Origin of the sequence: Mesorhizobium sp. WSM3866, from assembly GCF_002294795.1 — a bacterium.
Taxonomy (GTDB): Bacteria; Pseudomonadota; Alphaproteobacteria; order Rhizobiales; family Rhizobiaceae; genus Mesorhizobium.
This window is the reverse complement of sequence record NZ_NSGC01000001.1, coordinates 251,468-270,716: the sequence shown is the minus strand read 5'-3', so window position 1 is coordinate 270,716 and position 19,249 is coordinate 251,468. Positions and strand designations below refer to the sequence as shown.

Sequence of the window (19,249 nt, the reverse complement as noted above, 5' to 3'; positions counted from 1 at the left end):
GCCGGCCGGATCGACAGCCACGCATTTAGGGCGTGGAATGGTCCGAATTAGGGTTTTGGCGCGACCTTACAAAGATTTAATTCAGAGAGCGCTCACTAAGCGCTCTCGGCGGCGTAGGTAGGAAGACGCTATCTCTCCCATCCTCGCGCGGCCGAAACTCGGGCCATGGCCGCCATGGCCGATGCGTATCGGCAGGTCGAGCAGCCGCTGCATGGTGCGGCAATAGGCGGCGCGGTCCGAATCCGGCAGGTCGTCGATCAGCATGCCGTCATAGATGGCGTCGCCGGCGAAGAACAGGCCGTCGGCCTCATCGAACAGCGCGATCGAATCCGGCGAATGTCCGGGCAGATGCAGCACGCGGAATTTCCGATCGCCGAGGTCGACGATGTCGCCCTCGTCGAGCACTCGCGTCAACGGTGCGGAAGGGATGCGATAGTCAGCCGCCTTCCAGCCGGGCGCCGGCAATTTGGATACCGCATCGTCGAGATTGTGGAACATGTTGGCGTAGGTGACGGCATCATCCATGCCATCGAACTCCCCCGCGCTGACCTTCGGCCCCATCCTGAGCGGGAATTCGTGCAGCGAGCCGACATGGTCGAGATGGATGTGGGTGGCGACGACGATCAGCGGCTTGCCGGCCGGGGTGTCGATCTCGGGCGCCAGCGGGCAGATGCCCATGCCGGTGTCGACCAGCAGGTCGGCGTCCCGGCCCTTGAAATGCCAAATATTGGCGCGCACGAAATTGTGCACGAATGGCTCGGTCAGCATCGTCGTTCTGGCATCGACAACGGATTTGCCGAACCAGTCGCCCACCACAAGGTCGCCCATCAGACGAACGGCTTTCCGACCTTGTATTTTTCCGGCACCAGCCGCTTCAGATAGGCCATGCCGGCCTCGGACAACTGGTTGACGTCCGGCTTCATGAAATTGTCCGGCATGTGGCGGGTCTTGCCGGCCACCGCCTCGAGCGGCACCTTCTTCAGCACGGTCTTGGTGCCGTCATATTGCAGCGCCACCGAGCCGCCACCCTCCTCGGCAACGGCGACGGCGAACGCGCCGGCTTCGAAGGCTTCCTTGGCGTCCACGGGACTGATCGCGCCGACATAGCCGCGCGGCATATAGCCCAGGGCATCGACGCGCGCCCGCTTGCCCGGCAGGCCTTCCGCCAAAGCGCGTTCGAGCGCCGCCGGCAGATCGCTGCCCGACAATTTGACGTTGCCGTGCTGGTCGCGCTCGAGCTTTTCCGGCGGCACCAGGCTCTCGACCAACGCCTTGCCGTCGGCGGTGCTGACGCCTTCCGAGACGGCGACGATGCAGCGCTTGTGGCGGTCGAGCGTCTTGCGGACATCATCGATGAAACGCTCGGCGGAGAAGGCGCGCTCCGGTACATAGAGCAGATGCGGACCGCTATCCGGATCGAGCTGCCAGGCGGCGGCCGCGGCAGTCAGGAAGCCGGCGTGCCGGCCCATGACGATGCCGACATAAATGCCGGGCAACGCGCGGAAATCCAAATCGACCGACAGGAAAGCGCCGGCGACGAATTCGGCCGCCGAGATGAAGCCCGGCGTATGGTCGTTCTCCTCGAGATCGTTGTCGATGGTTTTCGGCGCATGCACGAAGGCCATCGCGCCGCCGGCGGCGTCGGTCAGGATCTGCTGGGTGCCCGAAGTGTCGTTGCCGCCGATATAGATGAAGGCATCGGCGCCGGCCTTCTTGAGGCCGTTGAGGATGACCTCGCAATAGGCCGCGTCTGGCTTGTCGCGGGTCGAGCCAAGTGCGGCGCTCGGGGTGCCGGCGATCAGCCGCAGCCGATCTTCGGGGGTGGCTGAGAGGTCGACATAGTTGCCGTCGCGGATGCCGCGCACGCCATGGATCGAGCCGAGCACCTTGGCGCCGGGATGCCGCTTGCGGATCTCCAGCGTGGCGCCGACGACCGTCTGATTGATGACGGCGGTCGGGCCGCCGCCCTGCGCGATGACAAAGGTTCCGGCCATGATCGTTCTCTCCCGAGGCGAAGCTTTTCAGAGCACCTTCGCCTGTCTTGCGGCATCACGCAACGGGAGAAAGGAGGCGCATGATCCCGAAAAAATAGCGGCCGTGCTGACCGCCGAAAAAATCAGACGACGACGACTGGGTTCTTCTTCGATACCCTGTTGTAGAGGTCGATGATGTCTTGGTTGATCAGCCGCACGCAGCCCGACGACATCGCTTGGCCGATGGTCCACCATTCGGGCGAGCCGTGGATGCGGTAACCGGTGTCCTTGCCGTTCTGGTAGATGTAAAGCGCGCGGGCGCCCAGCGGATTGGTCAGGCCGCCGGGCTGGCCGCCCTGCCATTTCACCAGTTCCGGCTTGCGCTTGACCATCTCCGGCGGCGGCGTCCAGACCGGCCATTCCTTGCCGTACTGGATGTTGGCGCGGCCCGACCAGCGGAAGCCGTCCTTACCGATGCCGACGCCGTAGCGGATGGCGTCGCCGCCGGGCTGGACGAGATAAAGCATGCGCTCCTGCAAATGCACGACGATGGTGCCGGGCGCTTCGCCGGTCTTGTCGACGACGATCTGGCGACGGAACTCCGGCTTGACCTTCTGGTAGGGCACCGCCGGGACCTGGAAGCCGTTGTCGGTCAAGGCAGCATACATCACGTCGGGACCGGTGATGTTCTTGTCGACGCTGATCGCCGGTCGGATCGGCACCGATCCGGTGGTGGTGTCGTCGATCTGCAATTGCGGCAGGTCGAGCGTGTCGGTGGTGCTGCAGCCGGCCATGCCGAGCAGCGCCATGGCGCCCATGCCTGAAAGCACGGCGCGGCGGGAAAGCGGAACTTCGGTTTCGACGGTTTCGCCGCTCGAAGGCGGCGTCAGACTTTGCGGCAACTCGCGCATACACCAAACCCTACGCTGTCGGCGGGAAGCACGGTCCGGCCGAATGGCTGCAATTTTCGTCAGTCATGGTTGAAAAAGGGTGAAAGAACTTTGCCCGCACTTAACCCTGACAGGGCGTTGTCCGGGCCAGGCGCCAGGGGCAGGCCGGCGCCGAAGATTTTCTCCAACGCCTCTTTACAATCTCGCATACCCCAGGATTTATCCTGTTCTTTGCGCTCAAGGAGTAGGGAAAATGTCCTTCGAAAACTGGGCTGCCTTTGCCGCTGCCTCCGCCATCCTCCTCGTCATCCCGGGCCCGACGATCCTCTTGGTCGTCTCCTATGCGCTCGGCCAGGGCTGGCGTACGGCGCTGCCGATGGCAGTCGGCGTCGCGCTCGGCGATTTCACCGCCATGACGCTTTCGATGCTCGGCATCGGCGCGCTGCTTGCGGCTTCGGCCACTGTGTTCACCGTGCTCAAGGTGATCGGCGCCGGCTACCTCATCTATCTCGGCATGAAACTGTTCCGCGCCGGCGGCGCGCTGAAGGCCGAACCGCGCACCGACGCCGTGTCGGCGGCAAGGATGATGGCGCATGCCTGGCTGGTCACGGCGCTCAACCCGAAGAGCATCACGTTCTTCGTCGCCTTCCTGCCGCAGTTTCTCGACCGGCATGCCGATTTCTGGACGCAGATGCTGATCTTCGAAGCGACCTTCCTGGCGCTCGCATTCAGCAATGCCTTCGGCTATGCGCTGATTGCTTCGCGAGCGCGCGCCATCGTGCGCAACCCAAGGGCGATCCGTATCTTCAACCGCACCGGCGGGACATTGCTTGTCGGCGCCGGCATCGCCACGGTGGCGATGCGTTCGGGGAATTGAGGAGAAGTCCGGTTCGACACAGTCGAAGCCCTCGCCGGTTGGCGGGCCGACGGTCGATGTTCTAGGATCGCATCGGTTCGACCGGACGAGCAGGCATTAAAGGACGCGGCATGGCGCTGAAGGACGCATTCGGCCTGACGCATTCAGGCGCGACCGAAGCCGGGCTTTCGTCCTACGCCAGAGCCGTCCGCGAGCTGCAGTGCTTCATCGGCGACCCGGTCGGCTCCGTCGATAGCGCGATCGCCGATGAGCCCAGCTTCCTGATGGCGCATGTGTTCAAAGGCTACCTGTTCGGCCTCGCCACCGAGCGGGAGGCGACGGCGGTTGCGCAAACCTGTCATGCGGCGGCGCTGCCGCTCGCCGGCACCGCGCGCGAGCGCGCGCATGTCGCGGCGCTCGGCCATCTTGCCAGCGGCCGCTGGCATGACGCCGCCCGCATCCTCGAGGACGTCGCCATCGACAACCCGCTCGATGCGGTGGCGCTGCAGGTTGGCCACCAGATCGACTTCTTCATCGGCAATGCGCGCATGCTGCGCGACCGCATCGGTCGGGCGTTGCCGGCTTGGGAGAAGGACATGCCGGGCTACCATGCCGTTCTCGGCATGCAGGCTTTCGGGCTGGAGGAAATGGGCGACTATGCGCGCGCCGAAGCCTTCGGCCGGCAGGCCATCGAGATCGAGCCGCGCGACGGCTGGGCGCAGCACGCGGTCGCGCATGTCATGGAAATGCAAAGCCGGCAAAGGGAGGGCATCGCCTGGATGCGCGCCAATCCGGAGGCGTGGACGAAGGACAGCTTCCTCAAGATCCATAATTGGTGGCATCTGGCGCTGTTCCACTACGATCTCGGCGAGACAAACGAGGTGCTCCAGCTCTATGATGGGCCGATCTACGGCGACCGCTCGACGCTGGCGCTCAACATGGTCGACGCCTCGGCGATCCTGTGGCGACTTTATCTCCACGGCGTCGACGTCGGCGACCGCTGGGCGGCGCTTGCGGCGAACTGGGCGCCAAAGGCGGCCGCCGGCAATTACGCCTTCAACGATGCGCATGCGATGATGGCCTTTGTCGGCGCCGGGCTGCACGCGCCGGCCCAGACCCTGCTCGAAGCGCAGCGCGAAGCAATGCGCGGCGATGACGATAACGCCGCATTCACGCGCGACGTCGGCCACCCTCTGACCTTGGCGATCAAAGCATTCGGCGAGGGCAACTACGGAGAAGTGGTGCGCCTGATCCGGCCAATCCGCTGGATCGCGCACCGCTTCGGCGGCAGCCATGCACAACGCGACGTGATCGACCTGATGCTGATCGAGGCGGCGCTGCGTGCCGGTGACAGCGCGCTGGCGCGGGCGCTGACCGCCGAGCGTCAGCTGGCGCGGCCGGACAGCCCGCTGTCGGCGCTGTTCTCGCGCCGCGCGGCCGATTTGTCAGAGAATTGACCGGAGGCGGATCTTGGCTTAAGAACTGGCCAAGCCAGATTTTTTCGAGACCCGAAAAAATCAATGGCATCGGGAGGAAATCATGTATCTCGGCCTCGACCTGGGCACCTCGGGCATCAAGGCGCTCCTGATCGATGATCGCCAGACGGTCGTCGGGTCCGGCCACGGCTCGCTGGACGTCTCGCGGCCGCATGCCGGCTGGTCCGAACAGAATCCGGCGCACTGGATCGAAGCCTGCCAGACAGCGATTGCCGAGCTCAAGACTTCCCATCCCAAGGAGCTTGCAGCGGTCAAGGGTATCGGCCTCTCCGGCCAGATGCATGGCGCGACCCTGCTCGACGCCTCGGACAAGGTGCTGCGTCCCTGCATCCTGTGGAACGACACCCGCAGCCATGTCGAGGCAGCGGCGCTCGACGCCGACCCGCGTTTCCGCAAGCTCACCGGCAACATCGTCTTCCCGGGCTTCACGGCGCCGAAGCTGGTGTGGGTGAAGGACAACGAGCCCAGTGTTTTTGCCGCTGTCGCCAAGGTGCTCCTGCCCAAGGACTATCTGCGGCTCTGGCTGACCGGCGAGCATATTTCGGAGATGTCGGATTCGGCGGGCACATCCTGGCTCGACGTCGGCAAGCGGCAGTGGTCCTCCGAACTGCTCGCCGCGACAACGCTCGACGAGAAGCATATGCCGTCGCTGGTCGAAGGCGCGGCAAAGGCTGGCGGCTTGCGCGGCGAGCTTGCCTCGAAATGGGGCATTGCTTCAGGCATTCCGGTCGCCGGCGGTGCCGGTGACAATGCGGCGTCGGCCTGCGGCATGGGCACCGTGGGCGCCGGCCACGCCTTCGTGTCGCTCGGCACGTCGGGGGTGCTGTTTGCCGCCAACGCCTCCTATCTGCCCAATCCGGAAAGCGCGGTGCACACCTTCTGCCACGCGCTGCCCAACACCTGGCACCAGATGGGGGTCATCCTGTCGGCCACCGATTCGCTCAACTGGCTGTCGGAGATCACCGGCAAAGGCGCCGGCGACCTGACCGGCGAGCTCGGCGACAAGCTCAAGGCGCCGACAGGCGTGGCTTTCCTGCCTTATCTCTCCGGCGAACGCACGCCACATAATGATGCGGCCATTCGTGGTTCCTTCACCGGCCTCGCGCATCAATCGAGCCGCGCCGTGCTGACCCAGGCCGTGCTCGAAGGCGTGGCGTTTGCCTTCCGCGACAGCCTCGAGGCGCTGAAAACGGCCGGCACGACCCTGACCAGGGTGACGGCGATCGGCGGCGGCTCTCGCTCGCGCTACTGGCTGAAGGCGATCGCCACCGCGTTGCAGCTGCCGGTCGACATCCCGGCCGACGGCGATTTCGGCGCCGCCTTTGGCGCGGCGCGTCTCGGGCTGATCGCCGCGACCGGCGCCGATCCGCTTGCCGTTTGCACCGCGCCGGCGACCGATGCGACGATCGAACCGGATGCCGGGCTTGGTGGGGCGTATGCAGATGCTTATCAACGCTATCGTGCGCTCTATCCGGCGATCAGGGCGGTAACCGCGTGAGTATGCGCGAGGCACCCCCCTCTGCCCTGCCGGGCATCTCCCCCTCAAGGGGGGAGATTGGCAGCTTGGGCGCCGCTGCGCTTCTTTCAATGCTGGCGACTGGCGAAGGTCCGCATGACAGTCAATCTCCCTCCTTGCGGGGGAGATGGCCGGCAGGCCACGGGGGGGTGCCTCGCGCCTCCCTTACCCAGTTAGCCTCACTGCGCCGGCACCTTGTCGAGGAAGCCGGTGACGCTCTTCAGGCGGCCGTTCTCGATGACGCAAATATCGGTGCCTTCGATGACGGATTCTGCGCCTTCGGGGCCCAGATTCCACGAGAAGCGGATGCGGTCGGCAAAACCGTCCGGCTCACCCTTCAGCGAGAAGCGGAAGCCGGCGAATTGCTGCTGCACGCCGTCGATCAGCGCGGCGAGGCCGTCGTGGCCGTCGCCTTGCATGATCGGGTCGCGATAGCTGACGTCGCTGGTGAAGACGGCCTCGAGCAGGGCCTTGCGGCGCGCTGCATCGCTCTCGTTCCAGGCGGTGTTGCGGGCGATCGTGTTGAGGTCGGTCATGGTCTTCATCCTTCATTGGATCGTTCGACATGACCCTTTTGGACCCACGGAAGCGCCAAACCAATTACGCCTGAGGTAATCGGCGAAAGCAGTTGGAGAGGAAGGAAACCATGAGCAGCGGATTTTTCGGCGACATCAAGACCATCAAATATGAAGGGCCGGATTCAACCAATCCACTGGCCTACCGATATTACAATCCGGACGAGGTGGTAGGTGGAAAGCGGCTGGAGGACCATCTGCGCTTTGCCGTCGCCTATTGGCATTCCTTCGCCTGGCAGGGCGGCGACCCGTTCGGCGGCCAGACCTTCGACCGACCCTGGTTCGCCAAGCCCGGCGGCATCGACACGATGGAACTCGCGAAACTGAAGGCCGACGTCGCCTTCGAGATGTTCTCGCTGCTCGGCGTGCCCTATTTCTGCTTCCACGACGCCGACGTTCGCCCGGAAGGCAAGGATTTCTCCGAAAGCGCGGCGCGCCTCGACGAGATCGCCGATTATTTTTCGGCCAAGATGAACCAGACCGGCGTCAAGCTGCTCTGGGGCACGGCGAATCTTTTCTCGCATCGGCGCTTCATGGCGGGCGCCGCCACCAATCCCGATCCGGACGTGTTCGCCTATGCGGCGGCGACGGTGAAGAAATGCATCGACGTGACCAAGAAGCTGAAGGGCGAGAACTATGTGCTGTGGGGCGGGCGCGAAGGCTATGAGACGCTGCTCAACACCGACCTCGCGCGAGAGCAAGAGCAGGCCGGCCGCTTCCTCAACCTCGTCGTGGATTACAAATACAAAATAGGTTTCGAGGGCACGATCCTGATCGAGCCGAAACCGCAGGAGCCGACCAAGCACCAGTACGACTACGATGTCGCCACCGTCTACGGCTTCCTGAAGCGCTTCGGGCTGGAGAAGGAGGTGAAGGTCAACATCGAGCAGGGCCATGCGATCCTTGCCGGCCACTCCTTCGAGCATGAGCTGGCCTTGGCCAACGCGCTCGGCATCTTCGGTTCGATCGACATGAACCGCAACGACTATCAGTCCGGCTGGGACACCGACCAGTTCCCCAACAATGTGCCGGAGATGGCTTTGGCCTATTACCAGATCCTGCAGGGTGGCGGCTTCAAGACCGGCGGCACCAATTTCGACGCCAAGCTGCGCCGCCAGTCGCTCGACCCGGAGGATCTGCTGATCGGCCATATCGGCGGCATGGACGCCTGCGCGCGCGGGCTCAAGGCGGCGGCCAGGATGATCGGAGACAAGGCGCTGTCGGGTCCGCTTAGCGAACGCTATGCCGGCTGGAACACGGCCGAAGGCAAGGCGATGCTTTCCGGCAAGCGTACACTGGAGGAGATCGCCGAACGCGTGGTGGCGGACAAGATCGAGCCGCAGCCGCGCTCCGGCCGGCAGGAGCTCCTTGAAAACATCGTCAACCGCTACGTCTGAGGCTTTCCTGCGGCGCCCGAATCGAGCGCCGCAGAGCTGAAATTGCATTCCACGCGGGATGAACCTACACGACAAGGTTTTGCCCCGCGCTGCCCCTCAATCGCCGCGCTCTTGCCTTCAAACAGCCGTCACGAATCGCGTATATTGTCGACATGCGGCGGGAAGGAAAGAAGGAGGCGAAACGTATGCAGCACGAACGCGAAATCGACGCCCTGCTCTCTTCCGGCGAGGCTGGTTCGATCATCGATCGGCTGATGGCGCTGCCGCATCCGAAGGATGTCGCCGGCGAGGCAAATGAATGGGATCGCGCGGTCGCCGCGCGGTTGGAAACGGCGCTGGCCAAGAGCATGCGCTCGCGCATTGTGCGCGAAGGCCGCGACGCCGCCTGATTCTCCGGCCCCGATGTCCGTCGGCCTATTGTCCATAGTTTGACGAACGGAGAGTGTTTCTCCATCCTGCACCGATGATACGCGCGGTGCTGCTCGATCTCGCGGGTGTCGTCTACGATGGCGACACCCCGATCGCAGGCGCTGTGGCTGCGGTCGAGCGTTTGCGCAAGGCCGGACTGCCGCTCCGCTTCGTCAGCAACACGACACGTTCGCCGCGCCATAAAATCATCGCGCACCTCGCCGCGCTGGGCGTCGAAGTCAGGGATGAAGAAGTGCTGACGCCGGCGCGCGCCGCGCTCGAATGGCTGCGAAGGCATGGCCGCCAACCTCACCTGCTCGTCCATCCCAACCTCGAAGCAGAGTTTACCGGCCTGGACGGCGGCAAGAGCCGCGCTGTCGTCGTCGGCGACGCCGGCGAGGCCTTCGACTATGCCGGCCTAAACCGAGCGTTCCGCGAACTGGTTGCCGGCGCCGATTTTCTCGCTTTGGCCACCAACCGCACCTTCAAGGACGCAGACGGCCAGCTCAGCCTCGACGCCGGCGCCTTCGTGGCAGCGCTCGAATTCGCCTGCGGGCGAAGCCCTGTCGTGCTCGGCAAGCCGTCGCCCGATTTCTTCCTCTCGGCGCTTGCCGGCTTGAATTGCCCGCAGACCGACGCGGTGATGGTCGGCGACGACGCGGAAAGCGATGTCGCCGGCGCGCTCAGCGCCGGGCTCGGCGCGGCGCTGCTCGTACGCACCGGCAAGTATCGCCCCAGTGACGAGACACGCTTCGACCCGGCGCCCACGGCGCTGGTCGACGACCTCAGCGCGGCGGTGGACTGGATCCTCAGCCGCGCCGCAGCCTGACCGGCGCTTCGCCGAACGCGCGGGAAAACGCCCTGGAAAACGCCGCGGCTGATGAAAAACCCGTACGCCCGGCAATGTCGGCCATGGCGATGCGCGTGTCGACCACCAGACGTCGGGCGGCGGCGAGCCGCAGCCGCAGATAATAGGCACCCGGCGTCTCGCCGATGGACTTGCGGAAGATGCTCTCGAGTGTTCGCGCCGTGACGCCGGCGCGCTTGGCCACGGCATCGATGGTCAGCGGCTCATCGACATGCGCTTCCATCAGCCGGATCGCCTGCGCCAGGCGCGGATCGTAGCCGTCGAGCCGGCCGAGCGAAACCAGCGGCTGAGCGTCGGTCGCCGCGCGCGTCTGATCGTAGATGAAGACGCTCGCCACATCGAGCGCGGCCGCCATGCCGAGCCGGGTGCGGACCAGATGCAGCATCAGGTCGAAGGTGGGCGAGGCACCGCCCGAGGTGAAGACCGGCCCGTCGATGACATAGCGGTCGGGGCGCACATCGACGCCCGGAAAGGCGGCGGAGAAATCCTCCATGTCTTCCCAATGCGTGGTGGCGCTGCGGCCTTCGAGCAGGCCGGCGCGCGCCACCAGCCAGGTGCCGGCCTCGACGCCGCCGCAGGCGCGGGCTGCACGCGCCGCGCGGCGCAACCCGGCCAGCAACGCCGACGTCGCATAGTTCTGCGTTCCGAAGCCGGCGACGACGACCAGCATGTCGGTCGCTTCGGCGGCATTGAAGCGGCCGCTGACGGCGACCGGCAAGCCGCAGGTCGTCACCGGCGCCTCTCCGGTGAGCGAGACCAGCTTGAAGTCGAACAAAGTCTCGCCGGAAATGCGGTTGGCGGCGCGCAGCGGGTCGACCGCCGAGGCCACGCACATGATCGACGAGCCCGAGAACACCAGAAACGTCACCTTGAGCGTTTCCCGCTCGGCGCGAAAGATCGTCGGCTTTTCGCTTTTAGTCATGGCGCCTTCGTAAAACGCAAAACAGTTTCCGGCAAGTCGGTCATGCTTGGCCAGCTTCGGCGCAGGTCGTCATAGCAAAGCCGGTTTCCGGCTTCATCAATGGCTGATCGAATTTGGGAGGAAAGACGATGCCGCTCGCGATGAACCGTGAGGTTTTCATTACCTGTGCCGTGACCGGTTCGGGCGGGACGCAGGACCGCAGCCCGAACGTGCCGCGCTCGCCCAAGCAGATCGCCGATTCGGCGATCGAGGCCGCCAAGGCGGGTGCTGCGATCGTCCATTGCCATGTGCGCGACCCCGAGACCGGCAAGCCCAGGCGTGACGTCCATCTCTACCGCGAGGTCACCGAGCGCATCCGCGAAGCGAACGTGGACGTGGTGCTGAACCTCACCGCCGGCATGGGCGGCGACATGGTGTTCGGCTCGCCGGAAGCGCCGCTGCCGCTTAACGAGAAGGGCACCGACATGGGCGGCGCCACCAACCGCATGGAGCATGTGCGCCAGTGCCTGCCGGAGATCTGCACGCTTGATTGCGGCACGATGAATTTCGCCGAAGCCGACTATGTGATGACCAATACGCCCGGCATGCTGCGCGCCATGGGCGGCATGATGACGGCGCTCGGCGTGAAGCCCGAGATCGAAGCTTTCGATACCGGGCATCTGTGGTTCGCCAAGCAGCTGGTCGAGGAGCAGGTGCTGAAGCCCGATGCGCTGGTCCAGCTGTGCATGGGTGTGCCTTGGGGCGCGCCGGACGACCTCAACACCTTCATGGCGATGGTCAACAACGTGCCGTCGACCTGGAACTGGTCGGCTTTCTCGATCGGCCGCAACCAGATGGCCTATGTCGCGGCGGCGGTACTGGCCGGCGGCAATGTCCGTGTCGGGCTGGAAGACAATCTGTGGCTGGACAAGGGCGTGCTGGCGACCAATGCGCAGCTCGTCGAGCGCGCGGTGAGCATCGTCTCCAATCTCGGTGCGCGCGTGCTCGGACCGGAGGAAGTGCGCAAGAAGCTCAACCTCACCAAGCGGGCGCCGATCGCGGCATGAGCATGACCCCTAAAAGTGGGAACCGGTTTTTGCTTCGCTGACCTGCGGTTCGGAAAAGATCATGCTCAAACAACATTGAAAAGCGGGAGGTCGAGATGGCTACCGTCAAATTCACCGCGATGAAGGACGGCGACAAGGAAGACTATGAATTCCTGACCGCCCATGAGATCGACTATGCCGCCAAGACGGGGGATCGGCTGCTTACCGCGCTGGTGCAGCTCGACGAAGGCTTGTCCGGCTACAAGATCACCCGGCTCGGCCATTCGCTGCAGACGGCGACTCGCGCCTGGCGGGACGGCGCCGACACTGACTGGATCGTCTCCGCGCTGCTGCACGACATCGGCGACATCTACGCGCCCTACAATCATGACGAATATGCCGCCACCATCCTGAAGCCGTTCGTGCGCGAGCAATGCACCTGGGTGGTGGAAAAGCACGGCGACTTCCAGCGCCTCTACTACGCGCATCATTTGGGCGGCAACCAGCATGCCCGCGACCGCTTCGCCGGCCATCTCTATTTCGACGACTGCGACCAGTTTTGCGAGCGCTGGGACCAGTCGAGCTTCGATCCCGACTACGAGACGCTGCCGATCGAGTTCTTCCGGCCCTTCGTGCTCGAAGTCTTCGCCCGAAAGGCCTACGACCCGGCCGTGATCCGCGCCGGCGTGCGCGTGCCGCTTTCCGATCCCGAAACAGCCAAGACCAGAACCGGAGCCTGACCATGAGCATCATCAACAAGGCGGCCGCCATCGGCGGCGGCGTCATCGGCGCCGGCTGGGTGGCGCGCCTGCTCTTGAACGGCATCGATGTTTCGATCTTCGATCCCGATCCCGAGGCGTCGCGCAAAGTCGGCGAGGTGATGAAGGGCGCACGCCGCGCCTACAAGCAGATGCTGCCCGACGGCCTGCCCAAAGAAGGCAAGCTCACCTTCGCCAAGACGATCGGCGACGCAGTGGCGGATGCCGATTTCATCCAGGAGAGCGTGCCGGAGCGGCTCGACCTCAAGCACAAAGTGCTGGCCGAGATCGACGCCCATGCGCCGGCCAACGCCATAATCGGCTCCTCCACCTCCGGCATCAAGCCGACCGACATGCAGGTGGCGATGAAGAAGCACCCGGAGCGGCTGGTCGTCGGGCACCCGTTCAACCCGGTCTATCTTCTGCCTCTGGTCGAGATCGTCGGCGGCCAGCAGACTTTTCCCGAGGCGATCGAGGTCGCCAAGGAGATCTACGCCTCGATCGGCATGAAGCCGGTGGTGGTGCGCAAGGAGATCGAGGCCTTCGTCGGCGATCGCCTCCTGGAGGCCGCGTGGCGCGAGGCGCTGTGGCTGGTCAAGGACGGCATCTGCACCGTCGAGGAACTCGACGACATCATGCGCTATTCCTTTGGCCTGCGCTGGGCTCAAATGGGAATGTTCCAGGTCTACCGCGTCGCCGGCGGCGAAGCCGGCATGCGCCACTTCATGGCGCAGTTCGGACCTTGCCTGAAATGGCCGTGGACCAAGCTGATGGACGTGCCGGAGTTCAACGACGAGCTGGTCGACCTGATCGCCACGCAGTCGGACGAGCAGGCAAACGGCCTCTCGATCCGCGAGCTTGAAAAGATCCGTGACGACAATCTGGTCGCCATCATGGATGCGCTGTCGAAGCAGAACAAGGGCAAGGGCTGGGGCGCCGGCGCGCTTCACAAGGACTATACCAGGCAGTTGGCCAAGCTGGCGGCGAAGCCGGCCGCCAAGGCAGGCGACAAAGCAAAGGCCGCCAAGCCGGCGAAGAAGATGGCGAAGCCCGCAAAGGCCGAGAAGCCCGCAAAGGCCTACAAGGCGAAAACAAGCAAGAAGAAGGGCTGAGGCGATGCATTTCGGTCTTTCGGAAGAACAAAAACTGATCGTCGAGACGACGCGTGCCTTTGTCGAGAACGAGCTTTACCCGCATGAGCGCGAGGTGGAACGCACCGGCGAACTGCGCCGCGAGCTGATCGACGAATTGAAGGCGAAGGCGATCGCGGCCGGGCTCTACGCCGCCAACATGCCGGCCGATGTCGGCGGCGCCGGCCTCGATACGGTGAGCTGGCTGCTCTACGAGAAGGAACTTGGCCGCGCCAATTACGCGCTGCACTGGACCTGCGTGGCGCGCCCGTCCAACATCCTGCTCGCCGGCACGCCGGAGCAGCGTGAAAAATATCTCTTCCCCTGCATCCGCGGCGAAAAGTGGGACTGCCTGGCGATGACCGAGCCCGGCGCCGGCTCCGACCTGCGCGGCATGAAGGCGACCGCGGTCCAGGACGGCTCGGACTGGGTGCTCAACGGCACCAAGCACTTCATCAGCCACGCCGACATCGCCGACTTTGCCATCGTATTCATGGCTTCGGGCGAAGAGGATTCGCCGCGCGGCAAGCGCAAGAAGATCACCGCCTTCTTCGTCGATAAGGGCACCAAAGGGTTCACGGTGCGCGACGGCTACCGCAACGTCTCGCATCGCGGCTACACCAACTCGATCCTCGAATTCGACGACTGCCGGCTGCCGGCTTCCCAGGTGCTCGGCGAAGTGCATAAGGGCTTCGAGGTGGCGAATTCGTGGCTCGGCGCCACGCGCCTGCAGGTCGGCGCCACCTGCCTCGGCCGCGCAGAGCGCGCGCTTTCGCATGCCATCGAATATGCCGCGCAGCGCCAGCAGTTCGGCCAGCAGATCGGCAAGTTCCAGGGTGTGTCGTTCAAGCTCGCCGATATGGCGACGGAATTGAAGGCGGCCGACCTGATGGTGTTCGAAGCCGGCTGGAAGTACGATCAGGGCACCGTCACCGATCAGGACATGGCGATGGCCAAGCTGAAGGCTACCGAGATGCTGGCTTTCGTGGCCGACGAGGCGATCCAGATCCATGGCGGCATGGGGCTGATGGACGATCTGCCGCTGGAGCGCATCTGGCGCGACGCGCGCGTCGAGCGCATCTGGGAAGGCACTTCGGAGATTCAGCGACATATTATTTCGCGGGCGTTGCTGCGCCCGTTCGGGGCTTAGAGCATGATCCGCCAAAACCGGGATCCGGTTTTGGCAACGATCGTGCTCAAATGAAAAGATGACCATGCATAAACTCGAACGTCTCCTGCGCCCGAAATCGATCGCCGTGTTCGGCGGGGCGCAGGCCGCCGCCGTCGTCGCGCAATCAATCAAGATGGGCTTTGCCGGCGAAATCTGGCCGGTGCACCCGACTAAAGACGAGGTCGCAGGCCGCAAGGCCTACCGTTCCGTCGCCGACTTGCCCGGCGCGCCGGACGCCGCCTTTGTCGGGGTCAACCGGCATCTCACCATCGAAGTGGTCAAGGCATTGGCCGAGCGCGGCGCCGGCGGCGCCGTCTGCTTTGCCGCCGGCTTCCTCGAGACCGAGGCCTATGACGAGGACGGCGAGCGGCTGCAGGCCGAGCTGGTCGCCGCCGCGGGTGAGATGCCGATCATCGGCCCGAACTGCTATGGCCTGATCAACTATGCCGACGGCGCGCTTTTGTGGCCCGATCAGCATGGCGGGATCAGACTGGCCGAGGGCGGCAAGGGCGTCGCCATCATCACTCAGTCGTCCAACATCGCCATCAACATGACGATGCAGAAGCGCGGTCTGCCGATCGCGTTCCTGATGACGGCCGGCAACCAGGCGCAGACCGGCCTTTCCGAAATGGCGCTCGGTCTGATCGAGGACGAGCGCGTCACGTCGCTTGGCCTGCATATCGAGGCCTTCGATTCCGTGGCCGGCTTCGAGCGATTGGCGGCGAGAGCCCGCGAGCTGAAGAAGCCGATCATCGCCATGAAGGTCGGCCGCTCGGAACAGGCGCGGCTGGCGACGGTTTCCCATACCGCGTCGCTTGCCGGTTCGGATGCCGCCTCGGGCGCGTTCCTGAAGCGGCTGGGCATCGCGCGCGTCGATTCCATACCGGCCTTCATCGAGGCGTTGAAGCTCTTGCACATCACCGGGCCGCTGCCCGGCTACAGACTGTCGTCGATGAGCTGCTCGGGCGGCGAAGCCTCCGTGATGGCCGACAGCGCGGAAGGACGCTGGGTGCATTTCCCGACGCTAAGCGCCGAGCATCGCGCGCATGTCAAATCGACGCTCGGGCCGCTGGTCGCGGTCGCCAATCCGCTCGACTACCACACCTTCATCTGGAACAACGAGCCGGCGATGACGGCCACCTTCACTGCCATGGTGTCGGGCGGCTTCGACCTCAACATGCTGGTGCTCGACTTCCCGCGCCCCGACCGCTGCTCGGACACCGACTGGTGGGCGACGCTGCGTGCCTTCGAGGCGGCGCTGAAGACCAACAGGGCGCAGGGCGCGATCGTCTCCTCGCTGCCGGAAAACCTGCCGGAGGAATATACCGCCGGGCTGATGGCGCGCGGCATGGTGCCCTTGTTCGGCATTTCGGAAGCGATGGACGCCGCCCAGGCCGCCGCCTTCATCGGCTGGGCCTGGCGCGAGCCGCAGGCGCAGCCGGTCGACACCACGGCGGCGGGCGCTTCCGACGGCGACCACGTCACGCCGGACGAAGCCGAGGCCAAAGCGCGTCTGATCGAGGCCGGGCTGCCGGTGCCGAAGGGCGAGCGAGCCTCGAACGCGGTCGAGGCGGTGATTGCGTCCATGGCGCTTGGTTTCCCGGTGGCGCTGAAGACGCTCGGCGTGACGCACAAGTCGGAGGTCGGCGCCGTGCGGCTGAACCTCAAGGACGCCGAATCCGTCAGCAATGCCGCGCATGACCTGTTGCCGCTTGGCACCGGGCTCTATGCCGAGCGCATGGTGCGCGACGGCGTCGCCGAACTGATCGTCGGCTTCACCCGCGATCCGATGTTCGGCGCGGTGATGACGCTCGGCACCGGCGGCGTGTTGGTCGAGCTGCTGCGCGACAGCGTGACCCTGATGCTGCCAGCGACGCGCGACGACATCGAGGCGGCGCTGCGTGGCCTGAAGCTCTATCCGTTGCTGGAGGGCTATCGCGGCCGGCCCAAGGCCGACGTCCAGGCCGCCATCGACGCCATCGCCGGCATTGCCGACTTCGTGCAGAAGAATGAAGGCGAAATCGAAGAGCTCGACATCAACCCGCTGATCGTCTGCGCCGAAGGCAAGGGCGCCTGGATCGCCGACGCACTGCTGGTGCTTGGAGAAAAGAAGAATGGCTGACGTCATCACCACTCGCCGCGAAGGCACGATCCTGGAAGTCACGCTCGACCGGCCCAAGGCCAATGCCATCGACCTCAAGACCTCACGGCTGATGGGCGAGACGTTCAAGGCGTTCCGCGACGATCCCGGCTTGCGCGTCGCCATCGTCAAGACGGCCGGAGACAAGTTCTTCTGCGCCGGCTGGGACCTGAAGGCGGCTGCGGCCGGCGACGCGGTCGACGGCGACTACGGCGTCGGCGGCTTTGCCGGGCTGCAGGAACTGCGCGACTTGAACAAGCCGGTGATAGCTTGCGTCAACGGCATGGCGGTGGGCGGCGGCTTCGAGCTGGCGCTGTCCTGCGACCTGATCTACGCCTCTGACCATTCTTCCTTCGCGCTGCCCGAGATCCGCGCCGGCACGCTGGCCGACGCCGCGACGATCAAGCTGCCGAAACGCATTCCCTACCATATCGCCATGGACCTTCTCCTCACCGGCCGTTGGATGGATGTGGCGGAAGCGCATCGCTGGGGCCTGGTCAACGAGGTGCTGCCCAAGGAGAAGCTGGAGGACCGCGTCTGGGAAATCGCGCGGCTTTTGGCCAGCGGCCCGCCGCTGGTCTTCGCCGCGATCAAGGAGACGGCGCGCGTGGCCGAGGCGCTGACCTTCCAGGAGGCCATGAACAAGGTGACGCGCAGGCAACTGCCGACGGTCGATATCCTCTACGGCTCGGAGGACAATATGGAAGGCTTCCGCGCCTTTGCGGAGAAGCGCGATCCGGTGTGGAAGGGTAGATAGGCCGCAGACGATGGCGTTCCGTCACACCCCCCTCTGCCCTGCCAGGCATCTCCCCCGCAAGGGGGGAGATCGGATGTCACGGTCGCTTTCGCCAATTGCCAGCGTCGCAGGTGGATCGCCGGCGCCCAAGCTGCCAATCTCTCCCCCTGCGGGGGAGATGTCCGGCAGGACAGAGGGGGGTGCTCAGGCTCGACCTTCGCGATCGGCCCAAGCGCTATGACCGACTACAAGACCCTCATCGACGCCGAGACCTGGGCTTTCATCGAGAAGACCAATTCCTATTACCCGCCCGACACGATCGACTACACGATCGCAGAGCAGCGGGCGATCTACGACCGGATGTGCCGCGAGTTCTTCGCCGGCTATCCGCAAGGCGTGACGGTCGAAACGACCGCCATCGCCACGCCGACCGCCAGCATCCCGATCCGCATCTATAGCAACGCGGAATCGAACAGCGCCGCAATGGTGCTCTATGTTCATGGCGGCGGATTCATCCTCGGCGGGCTGGACAGCCATGACGATGTCTGCGCCGAGCTGTGCGCCCGCACCGGCTATGAGGTGGTCTCGGTCGATTACCGGCTGGCGCCGGAACATCTGCATCCGGCCGCCTTCGACGACGTGCTAAGCGCCTTTGAATGGGCCGCCAAGACCTATGATTGCCCTGTCCTGCTTTGCGGCGACAGCGCCGGCGGAAACCTCTGCGCCGCCGTTGCCCACGCAACGCGCGGTCACATCAAGAAGCCGGCCGGCCAGGTGCTGATCTATCCCAGCCTCGGGGGCGACCGCTCGCGCGGCTCCTATGTGGCGCATGCTGACGCGCCGATGCTGACCCTGCGCGATATCGAATTCTACCTGAACATTCGCACCGGCGGCGTGGACCGGACCGGCGACATCACGCTGTCGCCGCTCGCCGACGCCGATTTCGCCTATCTCCCGGCGACGGTGCTGATCACTGCCCAATGCGACCCGCTGTCCTCAGACGGCGAGGCCTATCGCGACCGCGTCGTCGCGGCCGGCGGGTATGCCTACTGGTTCGAAGAACAGGGGCTGGTGCACAGCTATTTGAGAGCCCGGCATACGGTCGGTCGTGCTCGCGCGAGCTTCACCCGCATCGTCGAGGCGGTCTCCGTGCTCGGCAGAGGCGAGTGGATCTGGTGATTTTGCCAAAGCGCGTGGCGTCGAGAATTCAAGCGCCGCGCTTCGGGGCTGATGCCAAAATCGCTGCTCTCTTTTCGGCGACTTGCATGAGACGGGCAAAGACAGCTCTACCAGCCGGACGCCTAGAGCATTTCACCGTTTCACGGAAACGACGAAATGCTCGGGCTTGTTTGTTCTGACGCAATTCCGGACGGAAAACCGCTCACACT

18 protein-coding genes are annotated in these 19,249 nt (G+C 64.8%); 13 read left to right on the top strand and 5 right to left on the bottom strand.

Features of this window, described 5'->3' with window-relative positions:
* Positions 1-81 precede the first annotated feature (81 nt).
* From CK222_RS01335 to CK222_RS01325, 3 genes are all read right to left on the bottom strand, one after another.
* The gene (locus tag CK222_RS01335; RefSeq protein WP_176477545.1) at positions 82-828 is read right to left on the bottom strand and encodes an MBL fold metallo-hydrolase; all 747 of its coding nucleotides are present in this window, start codon (positions 826-828) and stop codon (positions 82-84) included.
* The gene (locus tag CK222_RS01330) at positions 828-1,994 is read right to left on the bottom strand and encodes a diphosphate--fructose-6-phosphate 1-phosphotransferase (RefSeq protein WP_095799145.1); all 1,167 of its coding nucleotides are present in this window, start codon (positions 1,992-1,994) and stop codon (positions 828-830) included. The genes CK222_RS01335 and CK222_RS01330 overlap by 1 nt, the downstream gene beginning before the upstream one ends.
* 122 nt (positions 1,995-2,116) lie before the next feature.
* Positions 2,117-2,884: a L,D-transpeptidase gene (locus tag CK222_RS01325; RefSeq protein WP_095799144.1), complete on the bottom strand. Its 768-nt coding sequence runs from the start codon at positions 2,882-2,884 to the stop codon at positions 2,117-2,119.
* A gap of 232 nt (positions 2,885-3,116) precedes the next feature.
* Here CK222_RS01325 and CK222_RS01320 point away from each other — a divergent pair, with 232 nt between their 5' ends.
* The 3 genes from CK222_RS01320 to xylB all read left to right on the top strand — a co-directional run bounded on the left by CK222_RS01320 (position 3,117) and on the right by xylB (position 6,713).
* Complete coding sequence (locus tag CK222_RS01320) at positions 3,117-3,740, top strand: LysE family translocator (RefSeq protein WP_095799143.1); 624 nt, start codon at positions 3,117-3,119, stop codon at positions 3,738-3,740.
* 110 nt (positions 3,741-3,850) lie between these two features.
* On the top strand, positions 3,851-5,176 hold the full coding sequence (locus tag CK222_RS01315) for a tetratricopeptide repeat protein (protein WP_095799142.1): 1,326 nt from the start codon (positions 3,851-3,853) through the stop codon (positions 5,174-5,176).
* A gap of 82 nt (positions 5,177-5,258) precedes the next feature.
* Complete coding sequence (gene xylB, locus CK222_RS01310; RefSeq protein WP_095799141.1) at positions 5,259-6,713, top strand: xylulokinase; 1,455 nt, start codon at positions 5,259-5,261, stop codon at positions 6,711-6,713.
* 197 nt (positions 6,714-6,910) lie between these two features.
* On the opposite strand, the gene CK222_RS01300 is transcribed toward xylB, so the two are convergent.
* The gene (locus CK222_RS01300) at positions 6,911-7,267 is read right to left on the bottom strand and encodes a nuclear transport factor 2 family protein (protein ID WP_095799453.1); all 357 of its coding nucleotides are present in this window, start codon (positions 7,265-7,267) and stop codon (positions 6,911-6,913) included.
* 110 nt (positions 7,268-7,377) lie between these two features.
* Between CK222_RS01300 and xylA the strand changes: the two genes are divergently transcribed.
* The 3 genes from xylA (at position 7,378) to CK222_RS01285 (ending at position 9,940) form a co-directional block, all read left to right on the top strand.
* Positions 7,378-8,703 (top strand): xylose isomerase, encoded by a 1,326-nt coding sequence (xylA, locus tag CK222_RS01295; RefSeq protein WP_095799140.1) that lies wholly within the window; start codon positions 7,378-7,380, stop codon positions 8,701-8,703.
* A gap of 185 nt (positions 8,704-8,888) precedes the next feature.
* Complete coding sequence (locus tag CK222_RS01290) at positions 8,889-9,092, top strand: hypothetical protein (protein WP_095799452.1); 204 nt, start codon at positions 8,889-8,891, stop codon at positions 9,090-9,092.
* A gap of 74 nt (positions 9,093-9,166) precedes the next feature.
* Positions 9,167-9,940: a TIGR01458 family HAD-type hydrolase gene (locus CK222_RS01285; RefSeq protein ID WP_095799139.1), complete on the top strand. Its 774-nt coding sequence runs from the start codon at positions 9,167-9,169 to the stop codon at positions 9,938-9,940.
* Here the strand turns inward: CK222_RS01285 and CK222_RS01280 are convergent.
* Entirely contained in the window at positions 9,921-10,901 is a 981-nt protein-coding gene (locus CK222_RS01280; protein ID WP_095799138.1) for a GlxA family transcriptional regulator, read from the bottom strand. The two genes, CK222_RS01285 and CK222_RS01280, sit on opposite strands and share 20 nt — an antisense overlap.
* Before the next feature lie 128 nt (positions 10,902-11,029).
* On the opposite strand from CK222_RS01280, the gene CK222_RS01275 reads away from it, so the two are divergent.
* From CK222_RS01275 to CK222_RS01240, 7 genes are all read left to right on the top strand, one after another.
* Positions 11,030-11,947, top strand: coding sequence for a 3-keto-5-aminohexanoate cleavage protein (locus tag CK222_RS01275; RefSeq protein WP_066996067.1), 918 nt, complete (start codon positions 11,030-11,032; stop codon positions 11,945-11,947).
* Positions 11,948-12,042: 95 nt separating this feature from the next.
* Positions 12,043-12,666 carry an HD domain-containing protein gene (locus CK222_RS01270; RefSeq protein ID WP_095799137.1) on the top strand — a complete coding sequence of 208 codons (624 nt, stop codon included), beginning with the start codon at positions 12,043-12,045 and terminating at the stop codon, positions 12,664-12,666.
* Between the two features lie 2 nt (positions 12,667-12,668).
* A complete protein-coding gene (locus tag CK222_RS01265; RefSeq protein ID WP_095799136.1) occupies positions 12,669-13,796 on the top strand; it encodes a carnitine 3-dehydrogenase in 1,128 nt (375 codons plus the stop codon).
* A 4-nt stretch (positions 13,797-13,800) separates the two neighbouring features.
* Complete coding sequence (locus CK222_RS01260) at positions 13,801-14,964, top strand: acyl-CoA dehydrogenase (protein ID WP_066996076.1); 1,164 nt, start codon at positions 13,801-13,803, stop codon at positions 14,962-14,964.
* 64 nt (positions 14,965-15,028) lie between these two features.
* Positions 15,029-17,107, top strand: a complete 2,079-nt coding sequence (locus CK222_RS01255) for an acetate--CoA ligase family protein (protein WP_095799451.1) — start codon at positions 15,029-15,031, stop codon at positions 17,105-17,107.
* Positions 17,100-17,882 carry a carnitinyl-CoA dehydratase gene (locus tag CK222_RS01250; RefSeq protein WP_066996079.1) on the top strand — a complete coding sequence of 261 codons (783 nt, stop codon included), beginning with the start codon at positions 17,100-17,102 and terminating at the stop codon, positions 17,880-17,882. Before CK222_RS01255 ends, CK222_RS01250 begins: the two co-directional genes overlap by 8 nt.
* 216 nt (positions 17,883-18,098) lie before the next feature.
* Positions 18,099-19,040, top strand: coding sequence for an alpha/beta hydrolase (locus CK222_RS01240; RefSeq protein WP_095799135.1), 942 nt, complete (start codon positions 18,099-18,101; stop codon positions 19,038-19,040).
* Positions 19,041-19,249: the final 209 nt, after the last annotated feature.

Excerpts from the sequence above, each read along its gene's own strand:
- CK222_RS01335 (WP_176477545.1), bottom strand. The coding sequence starts at position 828 with ATGGGCGACCTTGTGGTGGGCGACTGGTTCGGCAAATCCGTTGTCGAT.
- CK222_RS01330 (WP_095799145.1), bottom strand. The coding sequence starts at position 1,994 with ATGGCCGGAACCTTTGTCATCGCGCAGGGCGGCGGCCCGACCGCCGTC.
- CK222_RS01325 (WP_095799144.1), bottom strand. The coding sequence starts at position 2,884 with ATGCGCGAGTTGCCGCAAAGTCTGACGCCGCCTTCGAGCGGCGAAACC.
- CK222_RS01320 (WP_095799143.1), top strand. The coding sequence starts at position 3,117 with ATGTCCTTCGAAAACTGGGCTGCCTTTGCCGCTGCCTCCGCCATCCTC.
- CK222_RS01315 (WP_095799142.1), top strand. The coding sequence starts at position 3,851 with ATGGCGCTGAAGGACGCATTCGGCCTGACGCATTCAGGCGCGACCGAA.
- xylB (WP_095799141.1), top strand. The coding sequence starts at position 5,259 with ATGTATCTCGGCCTCGACCTGGGCACCTCGGGCATCAAGGCGCTCCTG.
- CK222_RS01300 (WP_095799453.1), bottom strand. The coding sequence starts at position 7,267 with ATGACCGACCTCAACACGATCGCCCGCAACACCGCCTGGAACGAGAGC.
- xylA (WP_095799140.1), top strand. The coding sequence starts at position 7,378 with ATGAGCAGCGGATTTTTCGGCGACATCAAGACCATCAAATATGAAGGG.
- CK222_RS01290 (WP_095799452.1), top strand. The coding sequence starts at position 8,889 with ATGCAGCACGAACGCGAAATCGACGCCCTGCTCTCTTCCGGCGAGGCT.
- CK222_RS01285 (WP_095799139.1), top strand. The coding sequence starts at position 9,167 with ATGATACGCGCGGTGCTGCTCGATCTCGCGGGTGTCGTCTACGATGGC.
- CK222_RS01280 (WP_095799138.1), bottom strand. The coding sequence starts at position 10,901 with ATGACTAAAAGCGAAAAGCCGACGATCTTTCGCGCCGAGCGGGAAACG.
- CK222_RS01275 (WP_066996067.1), top strand. The coding sequence starts at position 11,030 with ATGCCGCTCGCGATGAACCGTGAGGTTTTCATTACCTGTGCCGTGACC.
- CK222_RS01270 (WP_095799137.1), top strand. The coding sequence starts at position 12,043 with ATGGCTACCGTCAAATTCACCGCGATGAAGGACGGCGACAAGGAAGAC.
- CK222_RS01265 (WP_095799136.1), top strand. The coding sequence starts at position 12,669 with ATGAGCATCATCAACAAGGCGGCCGCCATCGGCGGCGGCGTCATCGGC.
- CK222_RS01260 (WP_066996076.1), top strand. The coding sequence starts at position 13,801 with ATGCATTTCGGTCTTTCGGAAGAACAAAAACTGATCGTCGAGACGACG.
- CK222_RS01255 (WP_095799451.1), top strand. The coding sequence starts at position 15,029 with ATGCATAAACTCGAACGTCTCCTGCGCCCGAAATCGATCGCCGTGTTC.
- CK222_RS01250 (WP_066996079.1), top strand. The coding sequence starts at position 17,100 with ATGGCTGACGTCATCACCACTCGCCGCGAAGGCACGATCCTGGAAGTC.
- CK222_RS01240 (WP_095799135.1), top strand. The coding sequence starts at position 18,099 with ATGACCGACTACAAGACCCTCATCGACGCCGAGACCTGGGCTTTCATC.